This window comes from Rosistilla carotiformis (genome assembly GCF_007753095.1).
Taxonomy (GTDB): domain Bacteria; phylum Planctomycetota; class Planctomycetia; order Pirellulales; family Pirellulaceae; genus Rosistilla; species Rosistilla carotiformis.
In genome coordinates, this window is record NZ_CP036348.1 from 4,366,837 (window position 1) to 4,384,805 (window position 17,969).

At 58.9% G+C, this 17,969-nt stretch carries 14 protein-coding genes; 10 read left to right on the plus strand and 4 right to left on the minus strand.

The genetic code is table 11. The features are described from left to right. The first annotated feature begins 30 nt into the window (after positions 1 to 30). From Poly24_RS15765 to Poly24_RS15775, 3 genes are all read left to right on the plus strand, one after another. Positions 31 to 1,479, plus strand: coding sequence for a DUF1501 domain-containing protein (locus tag Poly24_RS15765; protein ID WP_145097273.1), 1,449 nt, complete (start codon positions 31 to 33; stop codon positions 1,477 to 1,479). Positions 1,480 to 1,739: 260 nt separating this feature from the next. Continuing rightward, positions 1,740 to 2,735 carry a DUF1559 domain-containing protein gene (locus Poly24_RS15770; RefSeq protein WP_145097276.1) on the plus strand — a complete coding sequence of 332 codons (996 nt, stop codon included), beginning with the start codon at positions 1,740 to 1,742 and terminating at the stop codon, positions 2,733 to 2,735. A 218-nt stretch (positions 2,736 to 2,953) separates the two neighbouring features. Beyond that, on the plus strand, positions 2,954 to 3,409 hold the full coding sequence (locus Poly24_RS15775) for a hypothetical protein (protein WP_145097279.1): 456 nt from the start codon (positions 2,954 to 2,956) through the stop codon (positions 3,407 to 3,409). 131 nt (positions 3,410 to 3,540) lie between these two features. Here Poly24_RS15775 and Poly24_RS15780 read toward each other — a convergent pair whose 3' ends face one another. The 3 genes from Poly24_RS15780 to hmpA form a co-directional block, all read right to left on the minus strand. Continuing rightward, a complete protein-coding gene (locus Poly24_RS15780; RefSeq protein WP_145097282.1) occupies positions 3,541 to 4,833 on the minus strand; it encodes a hypothetical protein in 1,293 nt (430 codons plus the stop codon). A gap of 76 nt (positions 4,834 to 4,909) precedes the next feature. Next, a complete protein-coding gene (locus Poly24_RS15785) occupies positions 4,910 to 6,373 on the minus strand; it encodes a hypothetical protein (RefSeq protein ID WP_145097285.1) in 1,464 nt (487 codons plus the stop codon). 1,152 nt (positions 6,374 to 7,525) lie between these two features. Next, entirely contained in the window at positions 7,526 to 8,752 is a 1,227-nt protein-coding gene (gene hmpA, locus Poly24_RS15790; RefSeq protein WP_145097288.1) for an NO-inducible flavohemoprotein, read from the minus strand. Positions 8,753 to 9,044: 292 nt separating this feature from the next. On the opposite strand from hmpA, the gene Poly24_RS15795 reads away from it, so the two are divergent. The 6 genes from Poly24_RS15795 to Poly24_RS15820 all read left to right on the plus strand — a co-directional run bounded on the left by Poly24_RS15795 (position 9,045) and on the right by Poly24_RS15820 (position 14,771). Further along, positions 9,045 to 9,449, plus strand: coding sequence for a hypothetical protein (locus Poly24_RS15795; RefSeq protein WP_145097290.1), 405 nt, complete (start codon positions 9,045 to 9,047; stop codon positions 9,447 to 9,449). Positions 9,450 to 9,634: 185 nt separating this feature from the next. Beyond that, positions 9,635 to 10,789, plus strand: a complete 1,155-nt coding sequence (locus Poly24_RS15800) for an ABC transporter permease (RefSeq protein WP_145097293.1) — start codon at positions 9,635 to 9,637, stop codon at positions 10,787 to 10,789. 30 nt (positions 10,790 to 10,819) lie between these two features. Continuing rightward, positions 10,820 to 11,338: a hypothetical protein gene (locus Poly24_RS15805; RefSeq protein ID WP_145097300.1), complete on the plus strand. Its 519-nt coding sequence runs from the start codon at positions 10,820 to 10,822 to the stop codon at positions 11,336 to 11,338. 11 nt (positions 11,339 to 11,349) lie between these two features. Beyond that, positions 11,350 to 12,909: an HlyD family efflux transporter periplasmic adaptor subunit gene (locus tag Poly24_RS15810; protein ID WP_145097303.1), complete on the plus strand. Its 1,560-nt coding sequence runs from the start codon at positions 11,350 to 11,352 to the stop codon at positions 12,907 to 12,909. Between the two features lie 22 nt (positions 12,910 to 12,931). Continuing rightward, positions 12,932 to 13,621, plus strand: coding sequence for an ABC transporter ATP-binding protein (locus tag Poly24_RS15815; RefSeq protein ID WP_145102959.1), 690 nt, complete (start codon positions 12,932 to 12,934; stop codon positions 13,619 to 13,621). A 16-nt stretch (positions 13,622 to 13,637) separates the two neighbouring features. Beyond that, positions 13,638 to 14,771 (plus strand): ABC transporter permease, encoded by a 1,134-nt coding sequence (locus Poly24_RS15820; RefSeq protein WP_145097306.1) that lies wholly within the window; start codon positions 13,638 to 13,640, stop codon positions 14,769 to 14,771. A gap of 128 nt (positions 14,772 to 14,899) precedes the next feature. Here the strand turns inward: Poly24_RS15820 and Poly24_RS15825 are convergent, their stop codons facing one another. Then, positions 14,900 to 15,295, minus strand: coding sequence for a hypothetical protein (locus Poly24_RS15825; RefSeq protein WP_145097309.1), 396 nt, complete (start codon positions 15,293 to 15,295; stop codon positions 14,900 to 14,902). Positions 15,296 to 15,868: 573 nt separating this feature from the next. Between Poly24_RS15825 and tkt the strand changes: the two genes are divergently transcribed. Further along, a complete protein-coding gene (gene tkt / locus Poly24_RS15830; RefSeq protein ID WP_145097313.1) occupies positions 15,869 to 17,923 on the plus strand; it encodes a transketolase in 2,055 nt (684 codons plus the stop codon). The last annotated feature ends 46 nt before the right edge of the window (positions 17,924 to 17,969 follow it).

Sequence of the window (17,969 nt, forward strand, 5' to 3'; positions counted from 1 at the left end):
CCGGCGTCTATCGAGAGAGGACAAATTGAAATGAATAAGTTTTTCAACGGCCATTCGCCGCGTCGTACGTTTCTAGCCGATATGGGCATGGGGTTCACCGGCTTGGCATTGGGAGCGATGTTGCAGCGGGAAGCCGGCGGTCACGAAGCGGCTTGGGCGCCTCCGACGGGCGAGCCTCACATGCCGCCCAAAGCAAAGAGTGTGATCTGGTTGTTTATGAATGGCGGTGTCAGCCAGATGGAGAGCTTCGATCCGAAGCCGATGTTGACAAAATATGCCGGCAAGACGATCTCGGAGACGCCGTTTGCCGACACGCAAGATCCCGAGAAACTCGCCTTGGCCCGCGTCGCCGCCCCCGATGGGAACGGGAACCAACGCAACCAACTGTATCCGTTGCAGAAGGGATTCAAAAAACATGGCGAAAGCGGCATCGAGATCAGCGATTGGTTTCCGCACATCGCCAAACACGCCGACAAGCTGGCGGTCGTCCGGTCGATGTATACGACCGACAGCAACCACGGCGCGCAAACGCAATTCCATTCCGGCCGCCACTTAAACGATGGTAACTACCCGACGCTGGGTGCCTGGGTGCATTACGGTCTCGGCTCGCTCAACGAGAACCTGCCGCAATTCATCTCGATCGGCAAGCGTGAGTATTGGAACAAACGGGACGGACATTATCTGGGTCCCGCGCACGATGCAGTCCCGATGCGCGTCGATCCCGACAACCCATTGGATTTCAGCAGCCCCGAGCGCCCGTTCGCGCGGTCGTCGCAGGAGATCGGACAGGATCTGATCCAGCGCCTCAACAATCGACGTCAGTTGGAATATCCGAGCGATCCCGCGATGGCAGCTCGGATCGCTTCGTATGAGCTCGCCTTCCGGATGCAGAGTTCGATCCCGGACGTCGTCGACTTCTCTCAAGAGACCGCCCAGACGCAAGCGATGTATGGGATCGACCAACCCCATTCGCGCGAGTTCGGCATGCAGTTGCTTGGCGCCCGACGACTCGTCGAACAAGGCGTCCGCTTCATCCAGATCCAGCACGGCGGTGGCGGTGCGGGGGCTTGGGATGCGCATGGCAAGCTGGAAGCGAACCACACGAAAAACTCGCTCGCCGTCGATCAACCGATCGGAGGCCTGTTGCAAGATCTGGAACAACGTGGCCTGTTGGACGAGACCCTTGTCGTCTTCGCCACCGAATTTGGCCGCACCCCAGGATCGCAAGGGAGCGATGGGCGCGATCACCATATCTATGGTTTCTCGGTCTGGATGGCCGGCGGCGGATTAAAACGAGGCGTCGTTCATGGCGCGACCGACGAGATCGGTTTCCATGCCGTCGAACATCGCCATTACGTGACCGACATCCATGCCACGATCCTGAAACAACTAGGGCTCGATTCCCGCAAACTTGAAATTCCCGGCCGCAAACGACTCGAGATCGATCACGGCCGACCGATCGATCAAATCATCGCTTAAGTCGTCATCGACGGCTGCGACCTGCCCCACCCGCGTTTTTGAATTGCCCACAAGACGGAACCTCTGGCGCATTTTTTCGATTGCGACAGTGGCGACTGGCTACCCTTTTGGAACTACCGGTGTCTATCCAACCATGCGTTGTTTTCACAGCGGTTCCTGATTGGCTCGCAGTTTCTGTGAGCTGCTTTTTGATGAAACGGTTCAAGGGAACCGCTTCGTTTTGTTGATTGTTTTATCCACTCGATGCAAGGGAAATTGTCATGCGCCGTAATGTAAGTAGGGGCTTTACGCTCGTCGAACTCCTCGTCGTGATCGCGATCATTGGGATCTTGGTTGGTCTTCTCTTACCGGCGGTCCAAGCGGCTCGCGAGTCGGCTCGCCGGATGCAATGTTCGAACAATTTGAAACAGATTGGTTTGGCGCTGCACAACTATCACGATGTTCATCGCTCGCTGCCGATCGGATCGCTGGGGTTCCTGATCCAGGGTTGGACCGTGCCGGTCCTGCCATTCGTCGAACAACAAACGGTTTACGACCAATTGACGATTGGACTTCCGAACGGTTTTGACGTCGCCGGAGTGAATGCGGCGGTCGTCGATCAATGGACTCCGGACATGTTCTGGTGCCCATCGAGTGCCGCAACCCCGATGCACCTGCGAGTCACCTCGGGGAATACCGTCAAGATGTCAACGATGTCCTATATCGGTATCGCAGGGGCGCCGACCAGCGCGACCAGCAGCAGCGATCCGACCGGCGCCGGACGCTGCATCAGTGGCGGCCAAGGTTATGCGTGTGCCAACGGAACGATGATTCCCAACTCCACCGTTCGCTTTCGCGACCTGACCGATGGGCTCAGCAACACCGTGGTGATCGGCGAATCGTCTTCCTGGGGCGAGACCGCTGCCGGGGCGCGAACCGAAATTCGCACCTCCGCGGAATGGGGTGCCTGGGCCGGTTCGGCTGCGAGCACAACGCCGCCCAACAACGGCACAAGCTACATGTGGAGTGCCAACCCCTATTGCCGGCAAATCACCTCGGTTCGCTACCCGATCGGCACCACGCTGGAACTGACCGGATCGGGCGGCAACCATCGCGATGGTGTCAACAACGCCCTGCACTCGATGCATCCCGGCGGCGTTCAGGTCACACGTGGCGATGGCGGCGTTGGTTTCCTCTCCGAGACCATGGAGTTCCTGGTGCTGCGGGACCTGTGCATTCGTGACGATGGCAACGTGATCCCCGGGGACGTCTTCTAAGCCGCCCGCCGAATCCAAACGCCCACGGCTGACGGTTCCAGCGACCGTTCGCCTTGCAGGGTCAAAAATGCTTCCAACGCGGTGAACGTCCGAGAGCGATGCGAGCTGCGTTGATCGATGGGCGAATCCACTTCGCCAAGCCAAAACAGACGCGTCCTTGAGACGCGTTTATCTCACGACAACGTTTCGTAACCGTTTTTCTTCGTACATAGAACAAAATGAAATCTCATCCCAAGAGTCTCATGACGACAACTTTCTCGCGTTCGGCGCGCGTGCTCGGAGCGGCGTTGCCGCTGGCTATCCTGCTCACCCTAGGTTGCGGCGAACCCAATCCACGAACGGCCACCGTTTCGGGGAACGTGCTGCTGGATGACCAACCGCTCGACAGCGGAAACCTGCTGCTACTATCCGAATCGGGAGAGAGCGGCGGCGCGGAATTGAACGCCGATGGAACCTATACGCTCACATGCATCCCCGGGACGTATCACGTCGCCGTGATGCCGATCTCCGTGGAAGTAGGCCCCGACGGAACGCCAATGAATCCGGAGCAGGCGGCCAGTACGGTGGAGATTCCACAAAAATACCACGACGTCGGCAGCAGTGAATTAACCGTTGAGGTCACCGACGGTGAAAACACGTTTGATATCCCGTTGGTATCCATGCCCAAACGCTAGTTCCACCGGTCGAGACTCCCGCTTGTTTGCATCGTTCCCCGTCAATCCGATCGCGATGGAGACAGAAGGCACCGCCATCGTCTCCATTGCATCGAGAGCGTTCCGATAACGTTGATCGGCAATAACGACGGTTATACCTTCGGTTTGATGAACAGCACTTCGCCTCGTTCGATCCAACCCTTCCGCAGGTCGACTCGGAACCATCCGTCGCTATTCATTTTGTGAAACCTCAGCGGGGAACGTTTGCCGAATTGAGGCAAATCGTATTCGGCCCACGTCTTCCCTTCGTCGGTCGAAATGATGAAGCCGGTGGTGAACGGCGAGGCGGGACCGTAGTGGGCCGACAGGAACACGCCGTCTTCGATGATCATGTTGGCCGATTCGTAGTGCGGATTAAACAACATCGTGTGCTTGCTCGGATCGGCGATATCGGCGGGATCGCATCGGAAGATGCCGCGATCGTGTGGCATCGTGCCGTTGTTTCCGTTGGCATCGGAGGCCCAATAGAGTTGGCCGTCAACGAAGTTAATCCCGCCCGACTTGTATCGCGAGTTGGAGTTGACCGAAACCAAGACCTTCCAATCCCAAGCGTCTTTGCCGGCGTCGTAGGTTCCTCGCAACCAATGGCATTCCTGCTGCGCCGTGCCGTCGATCACGCGATCGTGGTCGCCGGTGCAGGCGTAAAACGCGTTTTCCGCGGGATTGTACGCAACCGTATGGATATGTCGGCAGATCACAGGGTTGCTCGGATCGCCAACCCAATCCGACTTGTCCCCTCCCTTCTGTTGAAAGGTCGGGTTTTGCCCAAACGAATAGGCCAGCTTGACCGTTTCGCCCTGATCGGTCGAGTAGTAGATGTTGACCGGGACCGCGCCGCCCATCACGTTGCAGTAGTTCCCCCAGACGAGCATCTCCGATCCGTCGACATCCCAGGTGTGGACACCGTCGAGCGAATGGAAGTACCAGCCCGGATTGGCGGGATCGATCGGCGTGTGGGGAAGGTAATCGCTGCCGTCGCTGTTTTTCACCGTGATCTGTTTGTAGGACTTCAGGTTGTCGGTGCTCAGGTACAGCTTCGTCCTTGTGGCGAACAGGATATTGCCATTCTTTAGAATGACGCTGAACGTGATGTTGTCGGCGTTGCGGAAGATCGCGTCGTGAGCCCACGTTTTGCCATTGTCTTCGGACAGGTAGACCTTTCCGAGACCGAAGCCAAACGCTTTGTTGTCGCGTTGCGAATCGATGTACGGCCCTTCGGGAGCCAGGCGATACCAGAAATGATCGGTCGATCGAACACCGTCGGCTTCGGCCCGCAGGTTGTCATCCGCCGGGAATAACAAACTGCTCGACGCTGCGGCGGATGCGGCCAGGAAATTCCGACGCGATGGTCCGCGCGGACGTTGCGGATCGGGAATGGGATTCATTGATGGTTCTCCAGAACGGATTCAAGGTGGGATGGCAAAGGGGGAGCTACCGCGACATTGTAGTGGAAACGAGAAGCTATTTGTCGGCCCACAGCGTCTTCAGTTGCTGAACTGTTTGATCGGCCAGCACCTGCCCTCCTTCGGGGCCAACGAGGTTGCTCTCCACGATGGCGCTGTAGCCACCGCCGCGAGCGGCCCGCGCGCTGGGAACGTAGGTTCCGGGACCGGCCAGCTGGATGACAAAGGTTTGCAGGGCGGGGCTGCGAGCTTTCATCTGGATGCCGAAGTCGGTGAAGAGTTCAAAATCGTTGGTTGCGATCGCGATATCGCCCAACCGAATCGCATGTAGCTCCATTTCGTAGGGCTGCAGTTCGCCCGCTTGTTGGCGATCGAAGCGATCGACGGCCGCTTGATGCCACTGCATCCGACGTTTTTGTTTCGGGTCGGTCGCAAGCTCGGCGACCTTCGCCTTGATCGCAAACGATTCTTCACGCGTGACCATCCGTTCGGGCAACTCGATCGTCTTCACCGTATGAACAAACGGCACGTCGGTGTGACGCTCTTGGCTAGCACCTTGCAAAGCTTCTTCCCAGGCGACGACGAGCCGGCGTGCCAACTCTTCCAAACGGGTCAGCCCACGCAGTTTCCGCATCCGTTCTTCGGAAGGCTTGCTGTACATCAGGTGAGGCGATTGGTCGCCGGCGGCACCGGTCCACGCCAGGACATGCAGATCTTCTCCGTACTTTTCACGCAGCGTTTGGCGAACCGGGTGCCAAAAGTCGGCGTTGACGGCCGATCGGCCTTCGACTTCTTGAGCGGGACAGGCGACGTTGACACACGTGGCGATCAATTGGTCCTTGGCGTCCCAGAAGAAGAGCACCTCGACACCATGATCTTCGTAACCTTCGATCTCGAGAAAGTTATCCTTGGCGGTCGAACCATACATCGCAGCGGTTCCGTTGGAATAAACGGTGCGACGGTTCTGAGCGACGACGGCATGGCCGAGCCCCCAGCCGACCTGGCCCGGTTGACGCGATTCCCACGCGGCGACGGCTGCATCGGCGACCCGGTCGGCCAGGAATTCAAGGTATTCGGCGGGACGCATGATTCCTTTGTCAGGCACTTCGTAGATTCCTTCGCGGATCACCGGCGCGGTATGCGTGTGGGTAGCGTTCATCACGAGCTTTTTAGGATCAAAACCGGGGATCCGGTCCTGCACGCGTTTGCGAACCGCATCGAGCACCCCTTCGCGGATCGCAATGAGATCACACGACACCATGATCGCTTGGTCGACGACGTTGTCACCGTCACGCGATTCGAGAGCGAGCGCTGTCGCGGTGACTTCGCTCTCGACATTCGCGCTGATCCGCGTCCGCATCTGCCCGGTCAACGCCACCGGTTGCTTGGGGGTAATGCTGACCGTAGCGCCGCCAATGTGCAGCTCGGCGGCCAACGATGGAGAAGGCGTCGCAATCAGAATCGACGCGATGGTTGCAATCATTGCCAAAGGGCGATGCCGGTGAGATAGCAAAAGAAGCATGGCGGGTTCTCCAAAAGAAGCTTCGGGCGTGGAGGGTAGTTGCGACGCATTTTAGCGTATCGCTACACCCGAAGTGACTGTTTGGGAGATTTACTCAGGCCGGCCCTTCGCTCGCGGAGCTCGCTCCGTTTGGCCTGGGCTATGCAAATGGCCGGCCCTTCGGACCTTGGCGGCTCGGCTCGGTAGTGGAGTCGATGAGGGACGGGGTGGCATGTACCGTGGACGGTTTTGTGTGCCACTGGCTATGCCAGTGCTCACCCATTAAATCGGTTAGGACAACAAATGGCCGGACCGTTGGTCCTGAGGCCAGATGCGTGCTGGCGTGATACCCAGGCCGGCACTTCGCTCGCGAGGCTCGCTCCGTTTGGCCTGTGCAAAGCAAATTGCCGATCCTTCGGACCTTGGCGGCTCAGCACGGTAATGGAACTGGGGACGGCGGGGTGGCCTGCAGCGTGGACGGCCTTCGTGTGCCACTGGCTATGCCAGTGCTCCCCCAGCAATTCGGTCAGGACAACCAATTGCCGGACCGTTGGCCCTTAGGTCAGATTCGCGGTGGCGTGATACCCAGACCGGCACTTCGCTCGCGGGGCTCGCTCCGTTTGGCCTGGGCTATGCAAATTGCCGGACCTTCGGACCTTGGCGGCTCGACTCGGTAATGGAGCTGGGGAAGGCGAGGTGCCCTGAATCGTGGACAGTATCGGTGTGCCACTGGCTATGCCAGTGCTCCCCCCTGCAAATCGGTTCGGACAACAAATGGCCGGACCGTTGGTCCTGAGGCCAGATTTGTGGTGGCGTGATACCCAGGCCGACACTTCGCTCGCGAGGCTCGCTTCGTTTGGCCTGGGCTATGCAAATGGCCGATCCTTCGGACCTTGTTCATTCGGCGGTGTGCCCTGAAGTATGGACGGATTCCGTGTGCCACTGGCTATGCCAGTGCTCCCCCCAGCAATTCGGTTCGGACAACCCACGGCCGGACCGTTGGTCCTTAGGACAGATTCGTGGTGGCGTGATACCCAGGCCGACACTTCGCTCGCGAGGCTCGCTCCGTTTGGCCTGGGCTATGTAAATGGCCAATCCTTCGGACCTTGTTTACTCGGCTCGGTAGCGGAGCTGGGGATTCGTAGCTCCACGAATAGTATCGAGGTTCGATGACTACGCGGTCAGCTCTGCTTTGGGGCCGAAGAATTCGAAGTGCATCCGCGAATCGTCGACTCCCAAGTCTTTCAGGATCGAGTGCACGCTGGCCATGAAGGGCTTCGGTCCGCAGAAGTAGAAATCGGCAGTGGCGAAGGGCGTCCAGTCTTGGATCAGTTCTTTGCTGATCCTGCCAGCCGCATGGCACTTCCTTTCGGCCAGGTCGCTTTCGGAGGGGCTGTCGTAGAGCACACGTGTCTGGACGTTGGCACCGCGCGTTGCCAGTTCTTGGACTTCGCTGCCCAAAGCGTGCACGTTGCCGTTGCGAGCGGCTTGCAGGAAGTAGATCGGGGCTTCGGTTTTAGCGGCGACCAGTGTTTTCGCCATCGACAACAGAGGCGTGATTCCGATCCCGCCGGCCAGGAAGACCACCGGGCGGTCGGCCGCTCGCATCGGACAAATGGTGAATTCGCCACACGGAGGCCCGACGGAGATTCGGTCGCCCGGGCTGATCGCGTCGTGTAGGTAGTTCGAAATCAGACCGCCGGGCGTGTCGTCGTCGGCGCCCGCTTCGCGTTTAACGCTGATCCGATAATACCCCGTGCCGGGCTGATCCGACAGACTGTAGTTTCGCGGCGAGGTCGGCGTGACGGGATGTTCGATCTGAACGGTGATGTATTGACCGGGCAGATGGTCGGGGAGTGGTTGGCCGTCGTCGGCGATCAAGTAGAACGAAGTCACTTCGTCGCTCTCGGGAACCTTGCGGTCGACGACCAGTTCGCGATAACCGTTCCATCCACCGGGCTGCGATTTCTGTTGTTGGTAGATCTCATTTTCGCGGCCGATACAAATCTCGGCCAACACGCCGTAGGCTTCGCCCGCCGCACCAAGCACCTCTTCGGTCGCACCCTCCCCCATCACTTCCTTGATCGCGGCCAACAGATGCTTGCCAACGATCGGGTAGTGTTCGGGTTGAATCCCGAGGGAGCAGTGCTTTTGTGCAACCAGTTCGACAGCCGGGCCGAGGGCTTCGAGATTGTCGATGTTCGAAAAGTAGGCACAGATCGCGCCGGCCAACGCCTTCTGTTGACCTCCGCTGTGCTGGTGGGCCTGATTGAAAAATGCTTTGACCTCGGGGTTCTCTGCAAACATCCGTTGGTAGAACTTGCAGGTAATCGTCTCCGCATTGGCAGCTACCGCGGGAGTGATCTGCTTCACAATTTCAATCGTCTTTTCGCTCAGCATGTTTTCCGTTTCCTGGTCGAGTGATCCCGTTAGGCGGACGTAATTAGACGCCACAAACCCATTTCTGCACCTAAAGGTAGAGAATCGATTCTACATGTCAAGGTGCATGTTGTTTGGAGGTGCGGGATTTTTGAATCCTCAACGTGATGATCTGCGGCATGGGCGCGATATTCTAGGCATAGGGGATTTGCCGCCGCGTCTTTCAAGTCGCGTTGACGGTATGATTGAACCAAGCCGGATAGTTGCCCCGGTTCCTGTTGTCCCGAGCACGCATCGACGCTAACATGAACTCATGATTCGAACGCTCCTCGCCCTGCTGTTGATCGCCAATTTGTTGGCCTGCCCGTTGCGCTGCATGGATTGTCATGCCGCGTCGGCTGATACTTCGCAGAGTCCCGCGACGGGGTGTGCCTGTTGTCATGACAGTGTTGCCACCGCATCGCCTGAATCATCGGACACTCCCGCCGGTGGTGATTGCTCTTGCCCCAACTGCCTCTGCGAGGGCGCAACGCTCCAGGACGCGCCGGAGGTTCCCGATGCGGAGACCGCGCTCGTCGCTTGGCTTCCAGCGCCATCCGCCTCGATTCTGCAGCCCACTCCGATTGGATTGCGGAAGCATGCTATTGAACACTTCGATCATTCGTCCCATGTCTGGGGACGCGTTGCGCGGATCGCGCACCAATCTTGGCTGATCTAACACCGCCATCTTCCCGCTCGCTGTGAATGTGAGTTGTCGTTCGGTCTCGCCTTGTCGAGAGGCTTCGAACGGCGGAAGTCCGTTCCAGCGATCTTTCGGTTTCCATGATGTGTTGAGTGGTGCGCGCGATGCACCCGAAGCACGTTTGGAAAGTGGTCTTTCTGGGTCCCCAAGCTGGTTCATCCATGTTGCTTCCCTGGGAATATGGCGTCCGCAATTTGGCGCGTCGCCCTGTCCGCACCGGCCTCACGCTGCTCGCATTGGCGACCGTGGTGATGTTGGTATTTGTCGTGGTCGGGTTCATTCGTGGACTGGAGCAATCGCTCTCGGTCAGCGGGGATGACGACGTCGTTTTGGTCTATTCGGTCAACTCCGAAGAGAACATAGAAAACTCGTCGATCGCCGCTCGATCGCCTGCGTTGCTTTCGGCTAGCTTGGGAGGAACCTGGAAGCGATTTGGAGTCGATCACGTGTCGCCGGAACTGTATCTGGGAACACGTGTCTCGACATCCGACCAAGAAAATGGACTGGGATTGGTGCGAGGCGTGACGTACCGAGCGCCGTTGGTGCGGCGTGGCGTGAAGATCATCGACGGCGCGTGGCCGGAACATAACGAAGTGATCGTCGGGCGTTTGGCGTCAGCCAAGTTGGGCAGCCACAGCGATGCGCTTGCGATCGGACAAACGATTCAGTTCGAAGGGGAGACGTGGACCGTTAGCGGTCACTTCGCCGCCGACGGTGCGGCGTATGAATCGGAGATCTGGTGTGATTTGTCCGCGTTTCAAACGGTCACCAAACGCCAAGACCTTAGCCTCGTTGCGATGCTGTTGGCTCCTGGAGCAAGCGCCGCGGAGATCGAATTGTTTTGCAAAGAACGAACGGATCTGGAACTCAGGGCGATCCGCGAGAGCGATTATTACGCTTCGCTTCAACAGCACTACCGACCGGTTCGGTTGTTGGCTTGGTTTGTCGTCGCGTTGGTTTCGGGAGCGGGTGTTTTTGCAGGATTGAACATGATGTATGGAGCCGTCGCCGGACGGATTCGAGAGCTGGCAACGCTGCAAGCGCTCGGATTTCGGAGGCGTGCGATTTTGTTGAGCCTAGTGCAGGAAGGCGTCTTGTTGGCCGCTGCCGCTTCGTTGCTCTCGGGAGTGATCGCCCTGACGATGCTCAACGGACTGGCGGTTCGGTTCACGATGGGAGCCTTCACGTTACGAATTGACAGCGTCGCAATCTTGGTTGGTTGCGGCGTCGGATTGTTATTAGGAGTTTTGGGCGCGCTGCCACCCGCGCTGAAGGCTCTTCGCGAATCGGTGGCGATCAGTTTAAAAGCTGTTTAACAAGTAGTTTCACTTTTTGGAGACGATGAAATGAGAATGCTGAATTGGATCTGTGTTGCCGCATTGGCTGTGGTTGTTGGTTGCGGTGAAAAGCCGACAGCGGAAGGTCCCGACGCGGCGGAAGTCGCTGCGGCGAGCGCGTTGTACGTTGCCGAAGCGGAACCCGAAGGGGCGGTTGGCGTCGGCGACGCTCGCGAATCGGTCGAGAGCGATCAAGCGGTCACGTTGGTTGGAACGATCGGCGGATCGTCGAAGCCGTTTGTCGAAGGTATGGCGGCCTTTACGATCGTCGATCCTAAAGTTCCCTACTGTTCGGCCGACGAAGGCTGCCCGACGCCTTGGGATTACTGCTGCACTCAGCCTCAGGTGAAAGAGAACATCGCAACGGTCAAAGTGGTCGACGCCGATGGCAGCCCCGTCACGTATGACGCACGCAAATTGTTGAACGTCAAAGAACTGTCGACCGTCGTGGTCCAAGGGACTGCCAAGCGAGACGATCAAGGCAACTTGTCCGTCGCGGCCAACAAAGTTTTTGTTCGTGCAGAATAGGACCTAGGACGATGCCGGACAAACCACTCGATCTCAGCAAATTGGCACTCCAACGCGGGCCGTCGCCCGGTGATTCGACCAGTGCGCGTCGACAGCCGCGACGCTGGTTGCTGCGTTACGCTTTGCCAATCGGTATCCTTTTGGGCTTCCTCGGTTTGTTGTTCGCTTCGGCGGGCCGACAGTGGATGCCTCAACAGGCGGTGACAGTGGTGCCGGTGATCGTCCAACGCGGTGAGATCCAGCAGGCGGGGACGGCATTGTTCCAAGCCGCTGGATGGATCGAACCGCGGCCCAGCGCGATCAGCGTGGCGGCGCTGGCCCCCGGTGTGATCGAATCGCTGCTGGTCGTCGAAGGCCAGCAGGTTGCCAAAGACGAACCGATCGCGCGACTGATCGCGATCGATGCCGAATTGGCTGTCGAACAAGCGGAGGCGACGTTGGCGATTCGCAATGGTGAGTTGCGACGTGCCGAAGCGGAACGCGATGCGGCGATGATCCGCGTCGAACAACCGGTCCATCTGCAAGTTGCGTTGGCCGAAGCGAGGAGCGTGTTGGCCAAGGCGAAGACGCAGCGCGATGCGTTGCCGTTTTTGATCGAAGCGGCTGAGGCGGAGCGGAAGTTCACGGCCGACAGCGTTGCGGGGAAGACGGCGGCAAGGAATGCGATCGCAGGGATCGTATTGCAACGGGCTCAAAGCGAACACGCGCAAGCCGATGCGACGCTTCGCGAGCTGCGCGATCGTCAACCGAACTTGGAACGCGAGATCGATGCGGTGCAAAGTAAAGTCGACGCGTTGGAGACTCAGCTGAAGCTGTTGGTCGAAGAGCGCAGACAATTAGAAGAGGCTCATGCCAAAGTCGAATCGGCTGCGGCACTGCGAGACGAAGCAGCCTCGCTGTTGCGAGCGGCCAAGTTAAATCTCAAGCGGACCGTGGTCACCGCACCGATCGCCGGTCGCGTGCTGCGAGTCATCGCGTCGCCGGGAACCCGCGTGATGGGCTTGGAGCACAACTCGCGGCAGAGTTCTAGCACGGTGATCGAAATGTACGATCCGACGCGGCTGCAAGTTCGCGCCGATGTGCGACTCGACGACGTGCCGATGGTCGTCCCGGGGCAAAGCGTCGAGATCGAGACCGCTTCGGCGACCGGCACCCTGCACGGCCGCGTGTTGCAGTCGACCAGCGTCGCCAACATTCAAAAGAACACGTTGGAAGTGAAGGTCGAATTGATCGACCCGCCGTCGAACGTGAGCCCTGAAATGTTGGTCACCGCGACATTTCTGGCTCCCGAGTTGCCGAAATCCTTATCCGAACCAACCGAAACGGTGCGGATCATGATACCGCAAAGTTTGGTTCAAACCGGGGAGACCGGCCCGTTTGCCTGGATAGTCGATTCCAGCGGTCTGGCACAGCGGAGACCGATCAAGTCGGGGAAGAGTAGCGAAGATGGACTGGTCGAGGTGCTGGAAGGTTTGCAGGTGACCGACAAAGTGATCGCGTCGGGGAGCGAAGGTTTGCAGGCGGGGGACGGCGTGCAAGTGACCGGCGAAGAGCAATCTCTGGGACGATGATTCGAGAACAAGCGAGGCGATGATGACACTGGTAGAACTGAAAAACGTCAGCAAGTCCTTCAGCAAGGGGGACGAAACGATCACGCCGTTGGACGACGTGAGCCTGCAGATCGACGAGGGAGAATTTGTCTCGTTGATGGGCCCCAGCGGAACCGGCAAGAGCACACTGTTGAATCTTGTCAGTGGGATCGATCGCCCCGACAGCGGTACGATCATCGTCGATGGGACCGAGGTGACGCGGTTGTCGCGGGGGCAGTTGGCCGATTGGCGAGCGGCAAACCTGGGCTACATCTTTCAAACGCACAACCTGATCCCGGTCCTCACGGCGTATGAAAATGTCGAGCTGCCGACGATGTTGTTGAAACTGACGCGAGCCCAACGGCGGCAGCGCGTCGAATTGGCTCTCGAAGCGGTCGGGCTTGCCGATCGATCCGACCACTACCCGCGGCAGTTGTCCGGTGGCCAAGAGCAACGCGTCGGGATCGCCCGGGCGATCGTGGCGCATCCCAAAGTTGTGGTCGCCGACGAACCGACGGGCAGCCTGGACACACAGACCAGCGAACAGATCCAGTCCCTGTTGCAGCGACTGAACCGCGAACTGAACATCACGATGTTGATGGTCACTCACGACAGCGATGTCGCCGCGATCGCATCGCGGCAACTCGTTTTGGACCGCGGGAAATTTATTGAGTCGCAAACGGCGACCGTTTAAGGAGAAGGTGTCCTTCATGTTGACCTACGTCCTGAAAACCTTGTGGCGTCATCGCGCTCGGACCTTGTTGACCGTCACCGGTGCGGCGGTGGCGATGTTCGTTTTTTGCTGCGTCGGGTCGGTGCAGGAGGGACTGGAGCGATTGACGACCGGGACCGATGCGAACCGCAGCTTGATCGTCTTTCAGGAGAATCGGTTCTGTCCGACCAGCAGTCGGCTGCCCGAGGATTATGCGCAGAAGATCATGAAGGTCGACGGAGTGCGCGAAGTGATGCCGATCCAGGTTTGGACCAACAACTGCCGCGCGAGCCTCGATATCGTCGTCTTCAACGGCGCCGATCCCAAACAGATTCAAGCGAGCCGACCACTAAAACTTGTCGCCGGTTCTTGGAGCGACTTCGAATCGCGGCGCGATGCGGCGATCGTCGGACGCAACGTCGCACAGCGTCGCGGGATCGGCGTCGGCGATCAATTCTCGATCGGCGAGATCTCGGTGCAGGTCGCGGGTGTCTTCAGCTCAACCGTCCCGTCGGAAGAAAACCTGATCTACACCAGCCTTCAATTCCTGCAATACACTCGCGGTCTGGACAACGCGGGGCTTGTCACTCAGCACGAAGTCATGCTCGACGAGACCGCCCAGCCGGACCGCGTCGCGGCGGAGATCGACCAGGTATTGCGAGCCGGTTCGGTGGCGACGACGACGCGGCGGAAGGGAGCGTTTCAAGCGAGCACGCTGTCGGACCTAGTCGATCTGATCGGATTCGCCCACTGGCTGGGATACGCCTGCGTCGGCTTGGTCCTCTCGCTGGTAGCGACCACAACGGTGATGAGCGTTCAAGATCGGATCAAAGAATACGCCGTCTTGCAAACGATCGGCGTGAGACCGCTGCGGGCGATGCGATTGGTTTTGACCGAGAGCACCATTTTGTGCCTGATCGGCGGCGCCAGTGGAACGTTGTTGGCGGTGACCGCGCTGGCGGTCGGTGGTTATTCGATCGGTGCCGAAGGAGCGACGATTGCGTTCCGTCCGTCGTTTGGCTTGTTGTGGTCTGGACTGATCGTGTCGTTAGCTGTCGGAGTGCTCGCGGGGATGGCGCCGGCAATTCAAGCCGCAACGGTTCCGATCGTGCGAGCGCTGCGGCAGGAGTAGTTGGCCAAAAAGAACGATCGCGAACGCCGAGACGCTCGCGATCGTTTGGATTCTTGTTGGTCCCGCGTCGTCGCGCTAGGTACTACGACGATAAGCAAAGGTTCGCCATGGTTGGCGAGGTCAGCGGATTAGCGATGGCTGCCGATCCCGAGGTGCAGCGGACCGAGGTCCAGGTGGAAACCGTGGCTGTGGCTAGTGCTTGGGTAGGTGGGGACAGGGACGGGAACGTAGGGAGTCACCGGTGCGGGATAGCGATTGGGGAGATAGCCTCGCCGAGGACTTTGCGGTACGGGTGGGTAGTGCGCAATGTGTCCCTTGCCGTGGCTGCTGTAGGGAACGACGAACTTGGGACTGCGGTTATCGTGATGGTGCCCGGCACGGTCGTGCGATTGGCGATGCTGCGGCGACCGGGCGTTGTGCGCCGACCGCCCCGAATCGCGATAATCTCTGGCTTGAGCGTCCGATGTTCCTGCCAAAACGGTGATTCCGGTTACCAATGCAGCGATGGTCAAAATACGTTTCATTCGTCGTTCCATTCAAAAGGGGGGAGGTGATCGAGCGGACTCAGCCGCTGCGTTCACTTAACGCAGGCGGTGTGCCAAACGCGAAATCCCTGTAATGTGTGGATAACGTCGATCGGCGTGCCGTCATTCGGACGACACTCCGTCGTCGTTCGGATCTCAGGTCGGGAACTGCCGAGCCGAGGGAACCGTTTGATTTGATCGAACGTTGGGAAGAGGCCGCAGATGTTGTCTCGATTCCGTTCCGCCGCGCCGTGACTGGGAAATCGGAGGGGAGACACGCTGGGGAAGTTTCAGCGCGTGGTGCAATCCCGCCACCGAAAACAATTGACCATGGCAATCGCTGGCCGCGCCGATTGTCTATAGAAAACTATCGCGAAACCACGATTTCCCCCACCGAGTGGCGGAGGACATCCGGCGGGCCGTATGACGACATCAAGGGCGGGGTCCAGGCCATAACGGTCTGTGGGCTTCATCGCTTTTAAACGTTCCCATTGTTGCCACCGGGGGCGATCCTGGGTAAGCTCTTGGCGACGATTAAAGGCCACTATTCGAACTTAAGGTGACACAAAACCGATGTCAGCAGTAACCACAAATATCCGTCAAACCGCAATCGATACGATCCGCACCCTGAGTATGGATGCCGTTCAGACGGCTAACAGCGGTCACCCTGGCACGCCGATGGCGCTGGCGCCGGTCGCTTATCAATTGTGGAACGAAGCGATGCGTTACGATCCACAACACCCTCAGTGGCCCAACCGCGATCGCTTTGTGCTGTCGTGCGGCCATGCATCGATGTTGCTTTATAGCGTCTTGCATCTGACGGGCGTTCAAGAGGTCGATCAAGCGGGCGAGCCTGTCGGTCAAGAAGCGATCTCGTTGGACAACATCCGCAACTTCCGCCAGTTGGAAAGCCCATGTGCTGGGCACCCTGAATATGGCGAAGCGAGCGGCATCGAAACCACGACGGGGCCTTTGGGCCAAGGGATCGCGACCAGCGTCGGAATGGCGATTGCATCGCGTTGGTTGGCGGCGCGTTACAACACCGCCGAACACACGCTGTTCGATAACGATGTCTACGCGTTGTGCGGCGATGGCGACATGATGGAAGGCGTGGCGTGCGAAGCGGCTTCGATGGCCGGTCACTTCAAGCTGTCGAACCTGTGCTGGATCTACGACGATAACAAGATCACGATCGAAGGGCACACCGACCTTACGTTCAGCGAGAACCAAGTCGATCGCTTCAAGGGCTACGGTTGGCACGTGATCGAAGTCGCCGACGCCAACGACCTGGAAGCTCTGGCCGCAGCGGTTGAACAATTCAAAGCGAACACCGACGCGCCAACTCTGATCGTCGTCCGCAGCGTGATCGGCTTCGGTTCGCCAAACAAAGCCAACTCGCACAACGCTCACGGCGCACCGCTCGGTTGGGACGAGATCGAACTGACCAAGAAGGCTTACGGTTGGCCAACGACCGAGAAGTTCTTCGTTCCCGAGGGCGTCAAAGAACACTTCCAAGAAGGGATCGGCGCCCGCGGCGCTGCGGCTTACAAGCAATGGCAAGACGTTTGGGCTGCTTACCAAACCGCCAATCCCGAGAAGGCTGCGGAACTGACAACCTTCTTCGCTGGCGATCTGCCCGAGGGCTGGGATTCGGAAATCCCAACGTTCGACGCGGACGAAAAGGGAATGGCGTCGCGCGTCAGCGGTGGCCAAGTGCTCAACGCGATCGCTAAGAACATTCCTTGGATGGTCGGTGGTTCGGCCGACCTCGCGCCAAGCACCAACACCCTGCTGAAGTTCGAAGGTGCCGGGGACAATGGTCCCGATACGCCTTGCGGACGCAACATGCACTACGGCATTCGCGAACACGCGATGAGCGCCGTCTGCAACGGAATGTCGTTGACGGGGCTGCGTTCTTACGGTGCGACCTTCTTCGTCTTCACCGACTACATGCGTGGCGGAATGCGTTTGAGCAGCATCATGCATCAGCCCGTTCTGTACGTTCTGACGCACGATTCGATCGGATTGGGCGAAGACGGACCAACGCACCAACCTGTGGAGCACTTGGCTGCGTGCCGTGCGATGCCAGGTCTGTACGTCTTCCGTCCCGGCGATGCCAACGAAGTGGCTGAATCGTATCGCGCCAGCATGGCACTTTCGGATCATCCATCCGCGATGGTTCTTTCGCGTCAAAACCTGCCAACGCTGTGCCGCGAGAAGTTCGCACCGGCCTCGGGAACCGCCAAGGGTGGTTACGTGTTGGCCGACTCCGATGGTGAACCCGAATTGATCCTGATGGCCAGCGGCAGTGAGTTGTCGCTTGCGGTCGAAGCTTACGAGCAATTGAAGGCCGCCGGCGTGAAGGTTCGCGTCGTCAGCATGCCTTGCTTCGAACTGTTCGAAGACCAAGACGCCGCGTATCGCGAGAGCGTGTTCCCCGCGTCGTGCACCGCACGCGTCGCCGTTGAAGCTGGCATCCGCCAGTGCTGGGATCGTTACTTGGGCAGCGAAGGCGAGTTCGTCGGCATGGACAGCTTCGGCGCTTCGGCACCGGCTCCCCAGCTGTACGAAAAGTTTGGCATCACGACCAAAAACATCGTTGCCGAAGCGAAAGCGTTGTTGGCGTAACGCCGTTGGAAAACGGTGACGCTGCGAGCTTCGCGGCGTCGCCAAG